The sequence below is a fragment of the Mycobacterium sp. ACS4331 genome (assembly GCF_001667265.1).
Classification (GTDB): domain Bacteria; phylum Actinomycetota; class Actinomycetes; order Mycobacteriales; family Mycobacteriaceae; genus Mycobacterium.
On the sequence record NZ_LZHW01000065.1, the window covers coordinates 35577 to 55602 of the forward strand.

Annotated in this window: 19 protein-coding genes; 6 read left to right on the forward strand and 13 right to left on the reverse strand. The window is 69.4% G+C overall.

What is annotated here, in order from left to right; all coding sequences use genetic code 11:
• The first annotated feature begins 156 nt into the window (after positions 1 to 156).
• Complete coding sequence (locus A5727_RS15275) at positions 157 to 1248, forward strand: helix-turn-helix transcriptional regulator (RefSeq protein WP_068250847.1); 1092 nt, start codon at positions 157 to 159, stop codon at positions 1246 to 1248.
• Here the strand turns inward: A5727_RS15275 and rsmD are convergent.
• The 7 genes from rsmD to A5727_RS15310 all read right to left on the reverse strand — a co-directional run bounded on the left by rsmD (position 1238) and on the right by A5727_RS15310 (position 9993).
• Entirely contained in the window at positions 1238 to 1795 is a 558-nt protein-coding gene (gene rsmD, locus A5727_RS15280; protein ID WP_068250850.1) for a 16S rRNA (guanine(966)-N(2))-methyltransferase RsmD, read from the reverse strand. The genes A5727_RS15275 and rsmD overlap by 11 nt on opposite strands.
• Entirely contained in the window at positions 1792 to 5175 is a 3384-nt protein-coding gene (locus tag A5727_RS15285) for a pyruvate carboxylase (protein ID WP_068250853.1), read from the reverse strand. Before A5727_RS15285 ends, rsmD begins: the two co-directional genes overlap by 4 nt.
• A 74-nt stretch (positions 5176 to 5249) precedes the next feature.
• Complete coding sequence (locus A5727_RS15290; protein ID WP_068250856.1) at positions 5250 to 6104, reverse strand: HTD2 family dehydratase; 855 nt, start codon at positions 6102 to 6104, stop codon at positions 5250 to 5252.
• On the reverse strand, positions 6101 to 7255 hold the full coding sequence (locus tag A5727_RS15295) for an acyl-CoA dehydrogenase family protein (RefSeq protein ID WP_068250860.1): 1155 nt from the start codon (positions 7253 to 7255) through the stop codon (positions 6101 to 6103). The genes A5727_RS15290 and A5727_RS15295 overlap by 4 nt, the downstream gene beginning before the upstream one ends.
• An 80-nt stretch (positions 7256 to 7335) precedes the next feature.
• Positions 7336 to 7977, reverse strand: coding sequence for a vitamin K epoxide reductase family protein (locus A5727_RS15300; protein WP_068250863.1), 642 nt, complete (start codon positions 7975 to 7977; stop codon positions 7336 to 7338).
• The gene (locus A5727_RS15305) at positions 7974 to 8762 is read right to left on the reverse strand and encodes a DsbA family protein (RefSeq protein ID WP_068250866.1); all 789 of its coding nucleotides are present in this window, start codon (positions 8760 to 8762) and stop codon (positions 7974 to 7976) included. Before A5727_RS15305 ends, A5727_RS15300 begins: the two co-directional genes overlap by 4 nt.
• 76 nt (positions 8763 to 8838) lie before the next feature.
• Positions 8839 to 9993 (reverse strand): alpha/beta hydrolase, encoded by a 1155-nt coding sequence (locus A5727_RS15310; protein ID WP_082949830.1) that lies wholly within the window; start codon positions 9991 to 9993, stop codon positions 8839 to 8841.
• Positions 9994 to 10053: 60 nt separating this feature from the next.
• On the opposite strand from A5727_RS15310, the gene A5727_RS15315 reads away from it, so the two are divergent.
• Positions 10054 to 10902: an aldo/keto reductase gene (locus A5727_RS15315; protein WP_068250871.1), complete on the forward strand. Its 849-nt coding sequence runs from the start codon at positions 10054 to 10056 to the stop codon at positions 10900 to 10902.
• 1 nt (position 10903) lies between these two features.
• Here the strand turns inward: A5727_RS15315 and A5727_RS15320 are convergent, their stop codons facing one another.
• The 3 genes from A5727_RS15320 to A5727_RS15330 are packed head-to-tail and all read right to left on the reverse strand — an operon-like array spanning position 10904 to position 15487.
• The gene (locus A5727_RS15320; protein WP_068250872.1) at positions 10904 to 11614 is read right to left on the reverse strand and encodes an HNH endonuclease family protein; all 711 of its coding nucleotides are present in this window, start codon (positions 11612 to 11614) and stop codon (positions 10904 to 10906) included.
• On the reverse strand, positions 11611 to 13851 hold the full coding sequence (gene recG, locus A5727_RS15325; protein ID WP_068250873.1) for an ATP-dependent DNA helicase RecG: 2241 nt from the start codon (positions 13849 to 13851) through the stop codon (positions 11611 to 11613). Before recG ends, A5727_RS15320 begins: the two co-directional genes overlap by 4 nt.
• Positions 13852 to 13855: 4 nt before the next feature.
• On the reverse strand, positions 13856 to 15487 hold the full coding sequence (locus A5727_RS15330) for a DAK2 domain-containing protein (RefSeq protein ID WP_068250875.1): 1632 nt from the start codon (positions 15485 to 15487) through the stop codon (positions 13856 to 13858).
• Between the two features lie 194 nt (positions 15488 to 15681).
• Here A5727_RS15330 and rpmB point away from each other — a divergent pair, with 194 nt between their 5' ends.
• Together rpmB and A5727_RS15340 are read left to right on the forward strand one after the other, a co-directional pair.
• Positions 15682 to 15876: a 50S ribosomal protein L28 gene (rpmB, locus tag A5727_RS15335; RefSeq protein ID WP_068250986.1), complete on the forward strand. Its 195-nt coding sequence runs from the start codon at positions 15682 to 15684 to the stop codon at positions 15874 to 15876.
• 60 nt (positions 15877 to 15936) lie between these two features.
• Positions 15937 to 16281 (forward strand): hypothetical protein, encoded by a 345-nt coding sequence (locus tag A5727_RS15340; RefSeq protein WP_068250881.1) that lies wholly within the window; start codon positions 15937 to 15939, stop codon positions 16279 to 16281.
• Positions 16282 to 16285: 4 nt separating this feature from the next.
• Here A5727_RS15340 and A5727_RS15345 read toward each other — a convergent pair whose 3' ends face one another.
• Both A5727_RS15345 and A5727_RS15350 read right to left on the reverse strand, forming a co-directional pair.
• The gene (locus A5727_RS15345) at positions 16286 to 16966 is read right to left on the reverse strand and encodes a uracil-DNA glycosylase (RefSeq protein ID WP_068250884.1); all 681 of its coding nucleotides are present in this window, start codon (positions 16964 to 16966) and stop codon (positions 16286 to 16288) included.
• An 11-nt stretch (positions 16967 to 16977) separates the two neighbouring features.
• Positions 16978 to 17937, reverse strand: a complete 960-nt coding sequence (locus A5727_RS15350) for a thiamine-phosphate kinase (protein ID WP_068250887.1) — start codon at positions 17935 to 17937, stop codon at positions 16978 to 16980.
• A gap of 131 nt (positions 17938 to 18068) precedes the next feature.
• Here A5727_RS15350 and A5727_RS15355 point away from each other — a divergent pair, with 131 nt between their 5' ends.
• Both A5727_RS15355 and A5727_RS15360 read left to right on the forward strand, forming a co-directional pair.
• Complete coding sequence (locus tag A5727_RS15355; protein WP_068250890.1) at positions 18069 to 18308, forward strand: Lrp/AsnC family transcriptional regulator; 240 nt, start codon at positions 18069 to 18071, stop codon at positions 18306 to 18308.
• A complete protein-coding gene (locus A5727_RS15360) occupies positions 18305 to 18826 on the forward strand; it encodes a DUF3515 domain-containing protein (protein WP_082949831.1) in 522 nt (173 codons plus the stop codon). The genes A5727_RS15355 and A5727_RS15360 overlap by 4 nt, the downstream gene beginning before the upstream one ends.
• A gap of 81 nt (positions 18827 to 18907) precedes the next feature.
• On the opposite strand, the gene A5727_RS15365 is transcribed toward A5727_RS15360, so the two are convergent.
• Positions 18908 to 20020 carry a D-alanine--D-alanine ligase family protein gene (locus tag A5727_RS15365; RefSeq protein ID WP_068250896.1) on the reverse strand — a complete coding sequence of 371 codons (1113 nt, stop codon included), beginning with the start codon at positions 20018 to 20020 and terminating at the stop codon, positions 18908 to 18910.
• Positions 20021 to 20026: the final 6 nt, after the last annotated feature.

A 20026-nucleotide genomic window follows, 5' to 3' on the forward strand; every position in this document is an offset into this window, starting at 1 on the left:
CCCGAACCTTCGTCGGCCACCGGCCACAGCCCCCACGACAGGATCGGTTGCCAGAACCGACACAGACACCCAACACCGCTCGCTGCTCCGACACCTCATCCGTTCGGTTGAAATCCTCTACAGTTCGGCACACACGGACAGCAGTTCTGGAGGCCCATGGTTGCACTCGACGACTTCTCCCGGATGGTCGCCGGTGTGTACGCCGCGGCCCTGACCCCGCAGACCTGGCTGTCCGCGATCAGAGACATCAGCGACACCCTGGGTGCGCACAGCTGTGCGCTGGTCCTCGGCGGGCCGATCGAGCGAACCGTCAAGGTCGCCAATCTGCCTCCCGAGGTGGGTCAGGCCTACATCGAGTACTACGCCAGACTCGACTTCATCCTCGAGGCCGTCGAGCGCGGTCCCATCGGGCAGCTGAGTCCCACGGCGCCGCTGCGCGCGCTGAATCCGCACTCCGAGTTCGACGCCGACTGGATGCGCCCCAACCGATTGGACGACGGTCTGTTCGTCCGGCTCACCAGTGGCGCGGCCACCACGACGTTCCTGGTGGCGGACTCCGAGAGCGATGAGGGTTTCGCCACCCCGGAACGCATCACAGTGATCAATGCGCTTGTCCCCCATCTCCAGCAGGCCCTGCGCACCGAACACGCGCTGCGTGAGAGTGCGCTCGGCACAGCCGATGTCGCCGCGACGGCCGAGGCCGTCCGGCACGGCGTCGCCGTGGTGACCGCGGACTCGTCGCTCGTCCACATGAACTCGGCGGCCGCCGAGATACTCACCGCCGGTGACGGACTCATGCTGCACGGGGGCCGGGTCGAAACCGGGCGAAGCGCCACGACGGCGCGGTTGGCACGCAGTGTCGGCCGCGCCGCGACCGGGGATGCGTCCGGCGTGCGCGGTGGCGACTCGCTGTTGTGCGCGCGCCCGTCCGGGCGCAGACCCTATGTCGTCCACGTGTTGCCCTCGGAGGTCGTCGAACCGCGCCAGCCCCGGGCCCTGGTGATCATCGTCGATCCAGAACAGCAGATCGATCCGCCGGCGGCTCTGCTGCGCAGGCTCTACGGCCTGACTCACGCCGAGGCCGAGGTGGCGGTGCGGGTGCTGCGCGGCGACGGACTCAAGCCGATCGCCGAGGAGTTGTCGGTGTCACTGGCCACCGTCAAGAGTCAGCTGCAGCGGGTCTTCGAGAAGACCGACACGCACCGGCAGGCAGAACTGGTGCGCCTGCTGTTGTCGATCACCCGGTGACGCGCTCGGCGAACTCGACCGTGGTGTCGCCGTAGCGACGCGCCTTCAACGGTTCCCATCCGGCCGGCCACGCCAGCGCCTGCGCCGACGAGGGGCGTTCGATGACGGCCAGTCCGCCGTCAGCCACCCAACCCTGGGTCAGCGCCACGAGAATCGCGCCCACCTCGGCACTGCTCACGTCGTAGGGCGGGTCGGCGAACACCAGATCGAACTGCCCCGTGGCTCCGGCCCCCAGCACGGCGTTGACCGTCCCGCGTCGCACAGTCGCGCCCGTGAATCCCAGCGCCGTGATGTTCGTCGCGATCACACCCGCGGCCCGCGCGTCGGACTCGACGAACAGCGCCGACCCCGCACCGCGCGACAGCGCCTCCAGGCCCAGCGCGCCCGAACCGGCGAACAGGTCCAGCACCGCCAGACCCGCGAAGTCGATCCGCGCGGCAAGCACGTTGAACAGCGATTCGCGCACGCGATCGGTGGTGGGCCGAGTGCCGCGGGGCGGCACGGCGATCCGACGACCGCCCGCCGACCCGCCGATGATGCGGGTCAGTCGACCACCACCAGCAGGTCACCGCCCTCGACCTGGGCGGTCGCCGAAACCGCCACGCGTGCAACGGTTCCCGACTTGGGTGCGGTGATCGCGGCCTCCATCTTCATGGCCTCGATCGTCGCGATGGTCTGACCACTCTCGACGGCGTCACCCGCCTCCACGTTCACCGTGACGACCCCGGCGAACGGTGCCGCGATGTGGTCGGGATTGCCCCGGTCCGCCTTCTCCGCGGTCGGAACGTCGGCCGCGATCGACCGGTCGCGGACCACGACCGGCCGCAGTTGTCCGTTGAGGATGCACATCACGGTGCGCATACCGCGTTCGTCGGCCTCCGAGATCGCCTCGAGCCCGATGAGCAGCTCGACACCCTTCTCCAACCGAACGCGATGCTCGTCGCCGTACCGCAGGCCGTAGAAGAACTGGTTGGCGCTGAGCCGGGAGGTGTCTCCGTACTCCTCGCGGTGCGCCTCGAACTCTTTGGTGGGCCCCGGGAACAGCAACCGGTTCAGGGCGGCCTGGCGCTTGGGGCCCGGGGCCGCCAACAGCGCCTCGTCGTCGGCGCTCAACTCCTGCTCGGGCCGGGCGGGACCACGACCCTCAAGAGCCTTGGTGCGCAACGGTTCCGGCCATCCGCCGGGCGGGTCGCCGAGCTCGCCGCGGAGAAAGCCGATCACACTGTCGGGGATGTCGTAGCGAGCCGGGTCGGCCGCGAACTCCTCGGCACTGACGCCGGCGCCCACGAGCGCGAGTGCGAGGTCGCCGACGACCTTGCTCGACGGGGTCACCTTGACCAGGCGCCCCAGCACCCGGTCCGCGGCGGCATAGTTGGCCTCGATCTCCTCGAACCGGTCCCCGAACCCCAGCGCGATCGCCTGCTGGCGCAGGTTGCTCAACTGGCCGCCGGGAATCTCGTGGGTGTACACGCGGCCCGTCGGCGCGGGCAGACCCGACTCGAACGGCCCGTACACCTTGCGCAGCGCCTCCCAGTAGGGCTCGAGATCGCACACCGCGTCCAGCGAGATGCCGGTGTCGAACTCGGTGTGTGCCGCGGCCGCCACGATCGAACTCAGCGCGGGCTGGCTCGTGGTGCCGGCCAGGGGCGCCGCGGCCCCGTCGACCGCGTCGGCGCCGGCGTGCCAGGCCGCCACGTAGGTGGCCAACTGACCGCCCGGGGTGTCGTGGGTGTGCACGTGCACCGGCAGGTCGAAGCGCGACTTCAGCGCCGAGACGAGCTTCTGGGCGGCGGGCACCCGCAGCAGGCCGGCCATGTCCTTGATCGCCAGCACGTGCGCGCCGGCGTCGACGATCTGCTCGGCGAGCTTGAGGTAGTAGTCCAGCGTGTAGAGGGTCTCGCGCGGGTCGGACAGGTCGCCGGTGTAGGACATCGCGACTTCGGCCACCGCCGTGCCGGTTTCCCGCACGGCATCGATCGCCGGCCGCATCGACTCGACGTTGTTCAACGCGTCGAAGATCCGGAAGATGTCGACGCCCGTCGCGGTGGCCTCCTGCACGAACGCGTTGGTGACCACCTCGGGATACGGCGTGTAGCCCACGGTGTTTCGGCCCCGCAGCAGCATCTGGAGGCAGATGTTCGGCAGCGCCTCGCGCAGCGCCGCGAGCCGCTCCCAGGGGTCCTCCTGGAGGAATCGCAGCGCGACGTCATAGGTGGCACCGCCCCAGCACTCGATGGACAGCAGCTCGGGGGTCATGCGCGCGATGTACGGTGCGACGGCCAACAGTCCGGTGGAGCGCAGGCGCGTGGCCAGCAGAGACTGGTGCGCGTCGCGGAAGGTCGTGTCGGTGACCCCGACGGCCTTCGAGTCACGCAGCCACCGTGCGAAACCCTCCGGCCCCAACTCCATCAGGCGCTGTTTGGAGCCCGACGGCGGCGCGCTGCGCAGGTCCAGGGCCGGCAGCTTGTCATGGGGATACACCGTCGAGGGGCGCTCGCCGTGGGGTTTGTTGACCGTCACATCGGCCAGATAGTTCAGGATCTTGGTGCCGCGGTCGGCGCTGCTGCGCGCCGTCAGCAGGTGCGGCCGCTCCTCGATGAAGGACGTGGTGACCCGGCCCGCCTCGAAGTCGGGGTCGTCGAGCACCGCCTGCAGGAACGGGATGTTGGTGGACACGCCGCGAATCCGGAACTCCGCCACGGCCCGGCGGGCCCGCCGCACGGCGGTGGCGAAATCCCTTCCCCGACAAGTCAGTTTGACCAGCATCGAGTCGAAGTGTGCGCCCACTTCGGCGCCCAGGTTGGTGCCGCCGTCGAGCCGGATGCCCGCGCCGCCCGGCGAGCGGTAGGCACTGATTCGGCCGGTGTCGGGCCGGAAGCCGTTGGCGGGGTCCTCGGTGGTGATCCGGCACTGCAGTGCCGCGCCGTGCACCTGCACCGAATCCTGGCTCAGGCCAAGGTCCTGCAGGCTCTCCCCCGCGGCGATCCGCAACTGCGACGACACCAGGTCGACGTCGGTGATCTCCTCGGTGACGGTGTGCTCGACCTGGATGCGGGGATTCATCTCGATGAACACGTGCTCGCCGCGCTCGTCCAGCAGGAACTCCACCGTGCCCGCACACGAGTAGCCGATCTGGCGGGCGAACGCCACCGCGTCGGCGCAGATCCGTTCCCGCAGAGCGGGATCCAGATTCGGCGCGGGCGCCAGCTCGATCACCTTCTGGTGCCGGCGCTGTACGCTGCAGTCCCGCTCGAACAGGTGGATCACGTTGCCGTGGGTGTCGGCCAGGATCTGCACCTCGATGTGGCGGGGGTTGACCACGGCCTGCTCCAGGAACACCGTCGGATCCCCGAACGCCGACTCGGCCTCCCGGCTGGCGGCTTCGATCGCCTCCCGCAGCGCCTCCGGATCGCTGACCCGTCGCATGCCGCGCCCGCCGCCGCCCGCGACGGCCTTGACGAACACCGGGAACTCCATCGACTTCGCGGCCGCGAGCAGCTCCTCGACGTCGGCCGACGGGGCCGAGGACGCCAGCACCGGCAACCCGGCCCTACGCGCCGCGTCGATCGCGCGGGCCTTGTTGCCCGTCAACTCCAGCACCTCGGCCGAGGGGCCGACGAACGTGATGCCCGCCGATTCGCACGCAGCGGCCAGGCCGGGATTCTCCGACAGGAACCCGTAGCCCGGGTAGATCGCGTCCGCCCCGCAGGCCTGTGCCGTCGCGACGATCTCGTCGACGTTCAGATAGGCCCGGACGGGGTGCCCCTCCTCGCCGATCTGATACGACTCGTCGGCCTTGAGTCGGTGCACCGAATTGCGGTCCTCGTACGGGTAGACGGCCACCGTCGAGAGCTTCAACTCCGTGGCGGCGCGGAACGCACGGATCGCGATCTCACCGCGATTCGCGACCAGGACCTTTGAGATCATGCGCCAAGAATACTGACACCGGAAATCTCACCGAGACCTGGCCGCGCGCCGTGAGATTCCGCGCCCGAGAACGACTATCTCAGCGTGGCCGTGGCCGAGGCGTGCACGTCAGCCGCACCGGAGACCACGGCGAGCTCGATGGGATCTCCGGGCCCGCCTTGGACCCGGATCTCGTCGCCGACGAACACCGGCTTCTGCAGTCGGAAGCTGAAGTCTGCGATCTGGCGGTCGGGGACCTGGGCGCGCACCAACTCGGCGAGGTACACCGCGAGCAGCGGCCCGTGCACGACGAGCGCCGGGAACCCCTCGATCGAGGTGGTGTAGGCCTCGTCGTAGTGGATGCGGTGAGCGTTGCCGGTCAGCGCGCTGAACCGGAACAGCAGCGCGGGATGGGTCTGGGGGTGGCCCACCCACGGCGTCTGCGGCGCGGGCAGCGGTGCAGTGACCCGGGCGAACGGCGTGGCGGCGCCGTCGTCACTGCGATAGACCAGGTCCTGCTCCTCGACGATCCGCACGTCACCGTCCTGGCGATGGGTGTGCCGGACGGTGACGAAGAGCAGTTCCCCGGTGCGGCCGTGTTTGACCGCGGTCTTGACCACCTCGGAGTGCCGCGTCGCGGGCACCCCGATGATCAGCGGCGCCGTCACCGAGAGGCGCCCGCCCGCGAACATCCTGCGCCGGTTGGGAATCGGCGGCAGAAAATGACCCTGAAGGGGGTGCCCATCGGGGCCCAGTTCCGCGGTGCGCGGCCAGTCCAGGAAGTGCACCCACTGCCACAGCAGCGGCAGGGGTTCGCCGGGGCCGGGGGCGGCGGCGAGATCGAGGGTGGCCGCCAGCTGTGCCACGCGCTCGGCGGAGATCACGTCGTGGGAATCGATCGGGCCGGGCTCCCAGCCGGCGACGTGGGCCGCGAGTCCGCTGTCGTTCACGTGTCGAGCCCTCCGCGCTTGATCAACTGTTTGGCGATGACGCCCTTCTGGATCTCGTTGGTGCCCTCGCCCACGATCATCAGGGGCGCGTCCCGGAAGTAGCGCTCCACGTCGTACTCGGTCGAGTAGCCGTAGCCACCGTGCACCCGCACCGCGTCGAGCGCGATCTGCATCGCGGTCTCCGACGCGAACAGCTTGGCCATTCCGGCCTCCATGTCGCAGCGCTGTCCCGAGTCGAACTTCTCGGCCGCGGCGAGCAGCAGTGAGCGCGCAGCGTAGAGCCTGGTGCCCATATCGGCAAGCATGTTGCCCACGGCCTGGTGTTCCCAGATGGGCTTGCCGAAGCTCTCCCGGTCCTGCGCGTAGGCCAGCGCGTCGTCGAACGCCGCGCGGGCCACGCCGGTCGCGCGGGCCGCGACCTGCAGGCGGCCGACCTCGAGCCCCTTCATCATCTGCGCGAAGCCTCTGCCCTCCTCGGTTCCCAGCAGCGCATCAGCGGGCACTCGGCAGTCGGCGAAGTTCAATTCGCAGGCCTCGACGCCCTTGTACCCGAGCTTGGGCAGATCCTTGGAGATGGTGAAGCCCGGCAGCTTCTCGACCAGCAGGATCGAGACGCCGCTGTGCGCGGGGCGGGCCTCGGGATCGGTCTTGCACAGCAGCGCCACCAGATCCGAGCGACGCGCGTTGGAGATCCAGGTCTTGCTGCCGTTGACGATGTACCCGTCCCCGTCACGGCGCGCGACGGTGCGCATGGCCTGCAGGTCGGAGCCACCACCGGGTTCCGTCAGCGCCATCGTGGCGCGGAGTTCACCGGTCGCCATGCGGGGCAGGTAGCGCTGCTTCTGCTCCTCTGTGCCGAACAGGACGAGCAGCTTGGAGACGACGGTGTGCCCGCCCATCGCCCCGGCCAGGCTCATCCACCCGCGTGCGAGCTCCTCGGCGACCTGCACGTAGCACGGCATCGAGACCGCCCCGAAGCCATACGGTTCGGGGATGGACAGACCGAAGATCCCGATCTGCTTCATGGTCTCGATCAGCTCTTCGGGATAGGTGTTGGCGTGCTCGAGTTCGCGCACGACCGGGCGGACCTGCTTGTCGACGAAGTCACGCACCGTCGCGACGATGGCCTCTTCCTCAGGCGCGAGCTGCATCACAGGCCCCCTTTTCTTTAACGAGCATTAGATAATGCGCGGGGACGGGCGGGCAAGGCTTCCCCCTTGCCGCGGCCATGTCAGATCAGGGTGGACCAGTAGTCCCAGAACCGCACCAGGATCATCAGCACGACGGCCGTGAACCACAGCGTCACGATCGACCAGCGCCACTGGTACAGCACCCGCAGCACGACGTTGCCGGCCAACGGTCGCAGAGCGATCGACGCCACGACGACCAGAAGCGGGATGGTCACCGCCCACACCACCATGCAGTACGGGCACAGCGCGCCGATGCGGTAGAGGCTCTGGAAGATCAGCCAGTTGACGAAAACCGCACCCAGCGTGGTCCCGATCGCCAGACCGACCCAATACCACTGCGGCAGACGCACTTTCGCGACTGCCAGAACACCGGTCACGATCACCACGGCGAACGAGACGATGCCGATCAGAGGATTGGGGAAGCCGAACAGACCCGCCTGCGGGGTCACCATCACCGAGCCGCAGGACAGGACCGGGTTGATGCTGCAGGACGGGACGTAGGACGGGTCGACCAGCAGTTCGATCTTCTCGACGGTCAGCGTGAACGATGCGACGAAGCCGAGGACGCCCGCGATCAGCACCCACAGCGCACTGGGCCGACCCACCGCCACGCCGCGGCGAGCGTCGCCGCGGCCGCCCGCGGTTTCGGTGCCGGCGACCTCGACGGTGGGTTCGGCGGTCATGGCGCGGGTGCCGGGGCGGGAACCGGAGCCGGCGCGGGTGCCGGGGCGTCCAGGGCCGGGACGTCTCCGACGATCTCCTTCACCTTGGCGATCAGAGCGTCGGGGGTGCTGACCTTGAAGTCCTCACCGTTGACTCGCACGGTCGGGGTGCCCGTGACCTTGGTGGCGCCGGCCAGGCCGTCGACGATGTCGTTGAACTTCCCGCTGTTGACACAGTCCGGCACGCTGCCGACCACGCCCGCCTGCCTGGCGATCTCGATCAGTTTGGCGTTGTCGGGGGCGTCCGCCGAGTTCTCCGCGGGCTGCTGGGCGAACAGCGCCGTATGGAAACGCTGGAACACCTCTTTGTTGGGCGTGGTGTCGGCCTCGGCGACGCAGTAGCCGGCGTTGGCCGCACGCGTCGAATAGTTCTGGTTCTGCGGCGAATCCAGGATCGCCAGCATGTAGTAGTCGGCGGCGACCGCTCCGGACTCGACCAGCTTGTTGATCGTCGGACCGAACTGCTGCTCGAAGATCGCGCAGTGCGGGCACTGGAAGTCCTCGAAGAGGCTGAGCACCACCTTGGGTTCTTCGGTGCCCTCGTTCTTGATCAGCGACGTCGACTCCACCCGCACGGACTTGATCGCCTCCGAGCGCTTGGCCTCGCCGTTCTTGACGATGTAGAGCACCAGCCCCACGGCGAAGATGACGACGACGGCCGTCAGTCCGATCTGAACCGCGAGGTTGCGCTTGCGGTCGGCCGCCTTCAGGTCGTACTTGGCGGGGCGTTTCGATGACTTGGCCACAGGTGTCTTGATCCTCGTGCTTGCAGGGCGTCGATGATTGGCGGGTCCCAGCCTACCGGCGGTCCACAGCGCCGCCTCAGGCGCGCCGCAGATGCGCCCGCAGGGCCGACGTCACCTCGTCGATGGCCCGCCGGCATCCGCCGCCGAGCGCGCGGAAGTTCATGAATCCGTGCACCAGTGTGCCCATGGACCGCAGATCGCATCCGACACCGGCCGCCGCCAGTGCGCGCGCATACCGTTCGCCCTCGTCACGCAGCGGATCGAAGCCCGCGGTGACCACCAACGCGGGCGGGAGGCCGGACAGGTCCGACGCCCGCATCGGCGAAACCCGCGGGTCGGCGACCGACATGCCGGAGCCGTTGACGTAGGCGTGGCCACAGAAGTCCAGATCGCGCTGGGTGAGCACCAGCCCCTCGGCGAACAGCGTGCGGGATCGGCTCGGCGCGGTGAGGTCCGTCCACGGGTACAGCAGCACCTGCAGGGCGGGCAGGGGGGCGCCCTCGTCACGGGCACGTTGCGCCACGACGGCCGCCAGGGCACCGCCCGCGCTGTCCCCCGCGACCGCGACCCGGGCTGGGTCGGCGCCCAGGGCCGCGGCGTGCTCGACCGCCCACAGGTAGCCCGCCCAGGCATCATCGGCCGCGGCGGGCGCCTTGTGCTCAGGCGCCCGGCGATAGTCGATCGACAGCACGTGCACACCCGCGTCGTGGCTGATCAGCCCGCACAGCGCGTCATAGGCGTCCAGGTCACCCAACACGTAGCCGCCGCCGTGGAAGAACACCACCAGCGGGGCGGGCCCGGCGGTGTTGGGAGCCTCGGTGTTCGGAGCGTAGTGGCGTGCCGGGATGTCGGGCTGCCCGTCGAGCCGACCGGGCACGGTCACGGTCGAGACGGCGACCGGTGCGGGCGGACCACCGAGGGCGATACACAGGTCCCGCATCGCCTGCCGGCTGTCGGCGAGATTGGTCTCGTCGAGCACCAGTCCGGGCGTCCCCGCCGCGCGCAGCGACATGGTGAACAGATGCAGGGTCGGGTCCAGAGTGTTCCCGTCGACCACGACCCGGCGCCGGCCCGTGAGCGCACGTTGCACGACCACCGGCAGGGCGGGCAGAACGGACGCAGTCAATTTCGAACCCGCCCGCAGGGCCACCATGGGTGGTCGACGTCGACGCTTCGGCGGTGGCGGCAGCAGCACATCGGTCACGCCCACCGACGGTAGTCGGCGCGGCATCGCGGGGAAACCGGGTGAGTAATATAGGGCCGCTCAACATCACTTCAACAGGTAGGTGACATGACGTCGACTGGCCAGTCGGGGGCCGTCCCGGCCATCGGACTCAATGACGAGAACACCATTCCGGCGCTGGGCCTGGGAGTCGGTGAGCTGTCCGATGCTGAGACCGAACACGCCGTCGCCACGGCACTCGAACTTGGTTACCGGCTGATCGACACCGCGGCGGTCTACGGCAACGAGGCCGCGGTGGGCAGGGCCATCCGGGACTCGGGCATCCCCCGCGCCGAAATCTTTGTCACCACCAAGCTCGCCAACGCCGACCAGGGCTTCGGCTCCGCGCAGGACGCCGTGAAGGCCAGCCTCGAGCGGCTGGGGCTGGACTACGTCGACCTGTACCTCATCCACTGGCCGATGCCCGGCCAGGGCAGGTTCGTCGACAGCTTCGCCGGCATCCTCAAGGCCCGCCAGGACGGGCTCGTCCGCTCCGCGGGCGTCGCGAACTTCACTCCTGAGCACCTCGCCGACCTGATCAACCTCACTTACGTCACACCCGCGGTCAACCAGATCGAACTGCATCCGCTGCTCACCCAGACCGAATTGCGCGCCGCCAACGCCCAACACGGCGTCGTCACCGAGGCGTACGGACCCCTGGGTGTCGGCAGGCTGCTGGACAACGAGACGGTCACCGCGGTGGCCGCCGGATACGACAAGTCCCCGGCGCAGGTGCTGATCCGGTGGAGCCTGCAGTTGGGCAATGTCGTGATCCCCCGCTCGTCGTCGGCCGAGCGGATCGCGGCCAACCTCGACGTGTTCGACTTCGAGCTGAGCGCGCAGGACATGGACCGGCTCAGCGCGCTGGACAGCGGCACCCGGTTCCGTCCCGATCCCGAGACCTACACGGGCGTCTGATTCACCCGGTGGGACAGGTGCCGGCCGCGGCGCGCAGTCGATCCGCCGAGGCCGCGTCGACACTGAGGCGGTAACCGCGCAGCACCTCGGCGAACTGCACCGCGTACTGGCACCAGAACGCGGTGTTGGGCGGCATCCAGACCGCGGGCTCGGAATCACCCTTGTCCTGGTTGGCGCCGCCGGAGACCGCGAGCAGGTTGGCCGGATCGTTGGCGAACCGCCGACGCAGATCCTCCGGCCAGGCACGGGCCCCCATATCCCAGGCCAGGGCCAGCGGGACGATGTGATCGATCTGGACCGACGCGCCGATCTGGTTGCCGCGCACGAAGGCCACGGTCGCGTTGGTGTACGGATCGTGCAGCGTGCCGGTGGCCACGGCCGTGGGACAGCGTTTGATCGCCACGAACGTCTTGGCGACCAGGTCGCGGTTGAGGATGTCGTTGCGGGTGTCACAGCCGTTGCGTCCACCCGGTGCGTCGGTGTCGTCGGTCCAGGCGTCGCCGAACGCCGCGCGGTGGTAGTCGTAGCCGCGGATCCGCAGCGGCACCACCGGGATTCCGGCCAGGATGTCGACGCCGGGTTCGACGGTCGGCGGCCCCTCGGCCAGCGCCACGGACTGGGACCGCTCCCCCACCCCGGCCACCGTCGTCGCGGCGACGACCACGGTCAACGCCGCCACGGCCAGCAGCCACAGCAGCGTCATCCGTCTCATGACTTCTCCATGTAGACGATGCGTTCCCCGGTGAACCAGGCCGCCAACTGGGCCATCCCGGGATCGTCGGGGATCGTCTCGTAGGCGTTCATGCAGAAGGCCCGGGCCTCCTCGATGATGTCGCGGTGGTCGATCAGGGACAGCAGCCGCAGACCGAATGCGCGGCCGGACTGGTTGCGGCCCAGCACATCTCCCTCGCGACGCTCCAGCAGGTCCAGATCTGCGAGCTCGAACCCGTCGAGGGTGGAGGCCACCGCCTTCAGGCGCGTCGCGGCCCTGGACGCCTCCGAGAGCGACGTCACCAGCAGGCACAGGCTCGGATGCTGGCCGCGACCGATTCGACCGCGCAGCTGATGCAGCTGGCTGATGCCGAACCAATCGGCGTCGTAGACCACCATCACCGTCGCGTTCGGCACGTCGACGCCGACCTCGATCACCGTGGTGCACACCAGCACATCGATCTCACCGGCGCGGAAGGCCGCCATCACGGCGTCCTTCTCGTCAGACGGCAGCCTGCCGTGCATGAGCCCCAGTCGCAGACCCGCCAACTGTCCGGCCTTGAGCCTGCCGAAAAGCTCGACGACCGAGGTGGCCTTCCGGCCCGACTGGTCCTGACTCGCCTGGTCCGGTGCCGCCTTGTCGTCGTCGTCGATGCGCGCGGTGACGACGTACGCCTGTCGTCCGTTCGCCACCTCCTCGCGAATCCGCACCCACGCCCGATCCAGCCATTTGGGCTTCTCGTTCGCGAAGATCACGTTGGTGGTGATCGGCTGCCGGCCCCGCGGCAGCTCGCGCAGCGTCGACGTCTCGAGGTCGCCGTACACCGTGAGCGCCACGGTCCGCGGGATGGGCGTCGCGGTCATCACCAGAAGGTGCGGTGTGGTGCCGTCGGGCGCCTTGGCGCGCAGCTGATCCCGCTGCTCGACACCGAACCTGTGCTGCTCGTCGACCACCACCATGCCGAGTCGGTGGAACTCGACGGCATCCTGGAGCAGAGCATGCGTCCCGATGACTATTCCGGCTGCGCCCGAGGAGATCTCGGCGCGCGCAGCCCGCTTCTGGGCCGCGGTCATCGATCCCGTCAGCAGCGCCACGCGGGTGGCCTCCTCCGCGCCGCCGATCTCGCCGGCCATCGCCAGGGGGCCCAGCACATCCCGCATGGATCGGGCATGCTGCTCGGCCAGCACCTCGGTGGGCGCCAACAGGGCGCACTGGTGGCCCGCGTCGACCACCTGCAGCATGGCCAGCAGAGCCACGACGGTCTTGCCGGACCCGACCTCGCCCTGCAGCATCCGGTTCATCGGACGCGGTCCGGCCAGCTCGCCCGAGATGACGTCGAGGACTTCGCGCTGACCTCCGGTCAGTTCGAACGGCAGGCGCTGGCGCAGTCCGGCGACCAGCCCGTCGTGGCCCAGCGGCGCGGACGGTCCGGCCTCGGCGAGTTCACTGTGCCTGCGCTGCATGAGCGCCCACTGCAGACCGGCTGCCTCGTCGTAGCGCAGCCGTTCGATCGCACGGTCGCGCTCCTGAGCGTTCTCGGCCATGTGCACGGCCCGCAGGGCGGCGTCCTCGGACATCAGACCACGTTGCCGCACAATCGATTCCGGCAGCGGATCCGGGACCGGGTCGAGCACCGCGAGCACCTGCCGCACGCAGGCGTAGATGTCCCAGCTCTGCAGTTTGGCGCTGGCCGGGTAGATCGGGAAGAAGTCGCGCTCGAACACCGAGATGTCGAAGCCGCCGTCAGCCTCGGCAGCTTCGGCGATGGAGCGGAGTTCCTTGCTGCCCTTGAGCTCTCGGCCATGCGGGTGGTCCAGCACGAGGTAGGCCGGATGGCTCAGCTGCATGGTCCGCCGGAACCACTTCACCTCGCCGGAGAGCATGACCTTGGTGCCGACAATCAGGTTCGGCGCTATCCATTCGGCGTTGAAGAACGTCGCCGTCACCTCGGGTGTGCGCTTACCCAGGGTCACCACAAGGTATTTGCGCTGACGCTTGCCGGGCTGCGGCCTCATGTCCTTGAGGACGTGCTTGGTGATGGTGTCGACGAACGTGACGTGCTCGCCCTCTTCGAGGTCGAGAGCCTCACCCTCGTCGCGCACACTCATGCCCTCGCTGTACTTGCGCGGGTAGTGCCGCAGCAGATCGTCGACCGTGCGGATGCCGAAGGTCTCATCCAGCGCCTTGGCGGCCTTCTTGCCGACGATGAAGTCCAGGCGGTCTCCGAGTGTGGCCACGGCGTTACTCGACTCCGATGATCAGGGCGTCACCGTCGTGTCCGGTGGCGTAGGTGACCACTTCGGTGCCCAGGTGATGCCGGTGCACGTGTTCGCTGAGCAGCACGCCGACCTGCTCATCGACCCGCGCGCCCATCAGAACGGTGACCAGTTCACCGCCCACGCCGAGCAGCAGGTCGATGAGGCCGCGGCCCGCAGCCACGACGTCGTGGCGGACCACCAGCACCTCGTCGCCGAAGATCCCGAGCCCGTCGCCCACCCGGCACGGACCGGCCCAGGTCAACGCGTCCTCCTCGGCCACCCGCACGGAGCCGAACCGGGTCGCGCCTGCCGCGGCCGCCATGGTGTAGCCGTCGTCAACGGCCTGGCGGGCACGATCGTGCACCGCCAGCGCGGCCAGGCCCTGCACCATCGAGCGAGTGGGAAGCGGGACCACGTCGATGCCCCACCCGATGGCCGCGGTGCACCCCGCGACCAGTTCCTCGGCGGCGACATAACCGTTGGGCAGCACCAGAACCGACGCGGCGCCGGTGTCGACGACGGCGCGCAGCAGCTGCCGGGCGCTGACCGCGGGACCACCCCCGTCGGGTTGTGTGCGCAGCACCGCGGCGCCCTCGTCGGCGAACAGGTCCGCCGCGCCGTCGCCGTCGACGACGGCCAGCACCGCCCGATCCCGGCTCCAGCCACCCGATCCGGCACCGACCGGCCCCGTCCGCAGGGACGAGATCTGGATCCGGCTGGGGATGCCGAGGTCCAGCGCGGCCTCGACGGCCGCCCCGGCGTCGTCGGCATGCACGTGCACGGAATGTCCGACATCGGGGACCGCCGCGATCACCACAGAGTCGCCGAGGGCTTCGAGACGCTCCCGCAGCACCTCGACGGAACCGGGTGCGCATTCGGCCAGCACGTACATCACCTCGAACGCGGGAGCCGCCGTCAACGGCGTCTCGGGAGCCCGCCCCTTCGGTTCGTAGGCGCCGCGCTGGGGGGCGTGGCCCGTGACGGTCTTGGCCAGTGCGTCGATCAGCACCAGGAGGCCACGTCCACCCGAGTCGACGACACCGGCCTCGGCCAGCACCGCGAGTTGGTCAGGGGTGCGGTCGAGGGCCACGGCCGCGGCCTCCGCCGACGCCGGCACCGCGTCCGCGAGGTCGCCACCCTCGGCCACACAGTGTTCTGCCGCCGTCGCGGCCGCCTGCAGCACCGAGACGATGGTGCCCGGGACGGGTTCTCCGCCCATGGCTTCGACCACCAGTGCCACCGCGTGGCGCAGGATCGCCGCGTACAGGCGCGCGTCGACCTCGTCCACCTCGCCGGCGGTGTCGGCCGCCGCAGAGTCGACGACGTCGGCGAACGCGCGCAGGATCTGGGACAGGATCACCCCGGAGTTTCCCCTGGCGCCGTGCAGGGCCCCACTCGACAGTGCGCTGGCCATCGCCACGAGGTCACCGCGGCCGACCGCATCGGCCTGCGCGACCGCCGAACGCATGGTGAACAGCATGTTGGTGCCGGTGTCGGCATCGGCGACGGGGAAGACGTTGAGGCGGTTGATCTCGTCGGTGTGCGTGATGAGGTCACCGACGCACGTGTGCGCCCACACTCCGAGGGCGGCGCCGTCGAGTCGACGATCCGACATCGGTGCCCCTTCCTTGCCGCCCCACTGCGGGCGCAAGCCTAGTCGGCGCGGCTGACATGAGTGCTCATCCGCGGCGCGACTCAGCCCATTTTGGTGATCGTCGCGATCGTCGGTATCCTGGTCAGGTTGTCGGGTCACCCGTGATCGGTCGTTGGCCCCAGTACTGATGAGCTTTACGTAGAGGAGTGGTGACCATGGCTGCCGTGTGCGATGTCTGCGGCAAGGGGCCGGGCTTCGGCAAGTCGGTGTCGCATTCGCATCGTCGGACCAGCCGTCGCTGGGATCCGAACATCCAGGTTGTGCACGCGGTGACCCGCCCCGGCGGCAACAAGCAGCGCATCAACGCCTGCACCTCGTGCATCAAGGCCGGCAAGGTCGTGCGCGGCTGAGCCTGCCGGCTCCGCTTCGGCCTGTGTTTCAGGCCACATCAGGTCGGGTAGGCAGCGGCAATGACCGCAACTCCTTCCCGACCTGTCACTCTCGTCGCTGCTCTCGCCGCGTCCGGCCTGCTGCTGGCCGCGTGCGGGAACAACGATTCCGGTGACACCGAAAAGACGACTTCGGAGACCACCACCACCACGACCTCGGTCGAGACGACCGAGACCGAGACGGTGACCACGTCAGTCCCCGTCAACCCGTCGCCGGCCACCGAGACTCCGATGGCACCCGGGCCGACAGGAGACGGTGGCGGTGACGTCGAGATCACGATTCCGTCGCCGCCGGCCATTCCCTCCCCGCCGCCGATCCCCGACATCCCGTCGCCGCCGCCGATCCCGGCGATCCCCAACCCGTGACGGATTAGGGCAGGCGCCAGTCGACGGGGTCCGCGCCGCGGTCGGCCAGCAGTTTGTTGGCCCGGCTGAACGGCCGCGACCCGAAGAATCCGCGGGACGCCGACAGCGGCGACGGGTGCGGCGACTCGATCACACCGCAGTCGGGTCCCAGCATCGGCTTGAGGGTCGATGCGTCCCGCCCCCACAGGATCGCCACCAGCGGGCCGGGCCGGGCGGCCAGCGCCCGGATCGCGCATTCCGTCACGGCCTCCCAGCCCTTACCGCGGTGCGAGGCGGGCGTGCCAGGACTCACCGTGAGCACCCTGTTGAGCAGCATCACGCCCTGTCTCGACCACGGCGTCAGATCGCCGTTGGACGGCTTGGGCAGGTCGAGGTCGCGCCCGTATTCGGCGAAGATGTTCTCCAGGCTTCGCGGCAGCGGTCGCACCTCGGGGGCCACCGAGAAACTCAGTCCGACCGCATGGCCGGGTGTCGGATACGGGTCCTGCCCGACGATCAGCACACGCACCTGGTCGAACGGAAAGGTGAAGGCCCGCAAGACATTCGGGCCAGCAGGCAGATACCCGCGACCTTCTGCCAATTCCGCCCGGAGGAACTCCCCCATTCTGCTGACCTGTTCGGACACGGGGGCCAGGGCGTGCGCCCAACCCTCGTCGATGAGTTCGTTCAACGGCCGCGCAGTCACGAGGGACCAACCTAATTGAATGACTCCCAGCCGCGCGCACCGGTCCACGCGCGGCCGTCGACGGTCACCGTCGGCTCCCCCTCGACAACCTCGCCGATGGACCGCCACCCCGGCGGCAGTGCGCCGGGGAAGCTGGCGACCAGGGCGTGGTCCTCGCCCCCGCCGAGCACCCAGTCCCACGCGTCCCCCGCCGTGACGGCAGCGGCGCCGGCGAGCGACTCGACATCCGGCGTCAGCGCCGCGCCACTGAGCGCGATCCCCACCCCCGAGGCCGTCGCGAGGTGGCCCAGGTCTGCCAGCAGGCCGTCGGAGACGTCAGTCATCGCGGTCGCACCCGCGTCCGCGGCGGCAGGGCCCTGGCCGTAGGGCGGTTCGGGCACCAGGTGGCTGCGGACAAGGTCGGGAAATGCGACGCAACCGGCGAGCAGCAGCGTGTATCCCGCCGCCGACCGGCCGAGTGCCCCCGCCACCGCGACGGTGTCACCGGGCTGAGCGCCGCCGCGCGGCACCGCGGTCCGCCCGCCCAGGTCGCCGAACACCGTCACCGACACCACCCACTGCGGGCTGGCCACCAGGTCGCCGCCGATGATCGAGGCTCCCCCGCAGCGCTCGGCCTCGGCCCACATCCCGTCGGACAACTGCAGCGCCGCACTGGCGGCGGTGTCGGGCGGAGCGCCGAACGCCACGACGAAGGCGGTCGGATGCGCACCCATGGCCTCGACGTCGGCGGCATTCTGCGCGATCGCCTTGCGGCCGATGTCGTGCGGATCCGACCAGTCCCGCCGGAAATGCCTGCCCTCGACCAGCATGTCGGTGGAGATCACGACGCGGCCATCGGGCACCGCGAGAACCGCGGCATCGTCACCCGGACCGACGAGCACCGAATCGGACAGGGTCCGTCCCGCGACCAGTCGGTCGATCACGGAGAACTCGCCCATCTCATTCAGCGTCGGGTCCAAATCGTCGGGCATCTCACCTCCAGAGCGGGCCTCACTGGTCTGAACACCGTCCCCACCTGCGGTAAATTCATTCAGTCGGCCTGCGCCGCCTCGGTCAGCGGCGCGGAGACGTCAGTGTATGAGACAGGTGAGGAGACATCCGCGTGGTCGAGGCGTTCATGCTGATCCAGACCGAGGTCGGCCGCGCAGAGGTGGTGGCCAAGCAGGTCGCCGCTCTTCCCGGTGTGTTGTCGTCGGAGTACGTCACCGGCCCGTACGACGTCGTGGTGCGGGTGACGTCGGAGAACCTGGCCGATCTGCAGGCGACGGTGGTCTCCAGCGTGCAGGCCGTCGAGGGCATCACCCGGACCCTGACCTGTCCGATCGCCGTCGCCTCGGCGTGACCGAAACCGACGGACCGCCGCGGGCGGTGTTCATCGCCGCACTCGTGGTGGCGGTCGCGGCACTCGTCGGGGTGATCATTGTCGCGGCCAACCAGGAGCCTGCCCCCGTGCCCATCGCGGCGGTGCCCGCCCCGCGGGCGGCGGATCCGGCATGCGCGGAACTCATCGCGGCCATGCCAGACAGTCTCGGCGACTACGAGCGCGCCGAGCTCGCACCTCCGGCGCCGCCGGGAACCGCCGCCTGGCGTGGCGATGACGAGGCCGAACCCGTGATCCTGCGGTGCGGCCTCGACCGCCCTGCGGATTTCGTCGTGGGTTCGCCGCTGCAGATGGTCGACGATGTCAGCTGGTTCCGGGTCGCCGAAGGCAACCGCGTCACGTGGTTCGTGGTGGACCGCGCGGTGTACGTGGCCCTGACCCTGCCGCAGAACTCCGGGGCCACCCCGATTCAGGAGATCTCTCGGACCGTCAGCGCGACGCTGCCCGCCAAGGACATCGATCCCGCGCCAGCGCGCTGAGTTTTCGCGCCGAGGGGCGACTTGTGGACACGTTCGCCCAGGAAGGCCCGTAAACAACTCGACTCTCGGCGCCGCTCAAACTCAGCGCAGCCCCGTGCCCCGAGCCAGCGCCGTCTCCACCATCGTCGCCAGCAGCGTCGGGTAGTCCACGCCGCTGGCCGCCCACATCCGCGGGTACATCGAGATCGTGGTGAATCCCGGCATGGTGTTGATCTCGTTGATCACGGGCCCGTCCTCGGTGAGGAAGAAGTCCACCCGGGCCAGGCCCTGCCCGTCGATCGACTGGAACGCGCGGATGGCCAGTTGACGGATCTCGTCGGCGACATCGTCGTCGACCTTGGCGGGCACGTCGAGTTCGGCCGCATCCTCGAGGTACTTGGTGGCGAAGTCGTAGAAGCCGTCTTCGCGGCCTCGGACCCCGGCCACCCGAATCTCACCGACCGTGCTGGCCTCGAGGTGGCCGTCGGGGAACTCCAGAACACCGCACTCGAGTTCACGGCCGACGATCGCGGCCTCGACGATGACCTTGGGGTCGTGCTGGCGAGCCGCGGCGATCGCGGCGGGAAGGTCAGCCCACGAGGTCACGCGACTGACACCGATCGAGGAACCCGCTCGGGCGGGCTTGACGAAGACGGGCAGCCCGAGGCGCTCGCGCTGTTCGGGCGCCAGCGTGGCCTGGTTGGCCCGCAGCACCACCTGGTCGCCGATCGGCAGACCCTCCGACGCCAGCAGCTTCTTGGTGAACTCCTTGTCCATCCCGGCCGCACTCGCCAGCACGCCAGCCCCGACGTAGGGCACGCCGGCGAGTTCCAGCAGACCCTGGATGGTGCCGTCCTCGCCATAGGGGCCGTGCAGGATCGGGAACACGACGTCGACGGACGCCAGCACCGCACCCGCCTCGGAGGCGTCCAGGGACAGCAGTTCGCCGCGCCGGTGCGGATCGGCCGTCAGCGCCAACGCCGTACCGGAGGCGTCGGTGACCTGGGGAAGTCGGCCGTCGACGATCGCGAGCGTGGCCGGTGTGGCGTCGGAGAGCACCCATCCGCCCTGCGCCGTGATGCCGACCGGAACGACGTCGAACCGCGCCGGATCGAGATTGCGCAGGATGCTTCCGGCCGAGACACAGGAGATGGCGTGCTCACTGCTGCGGCCACCGAACACGACAGCCACTCGAACACGCTTTGGGACGCTCACAACTCC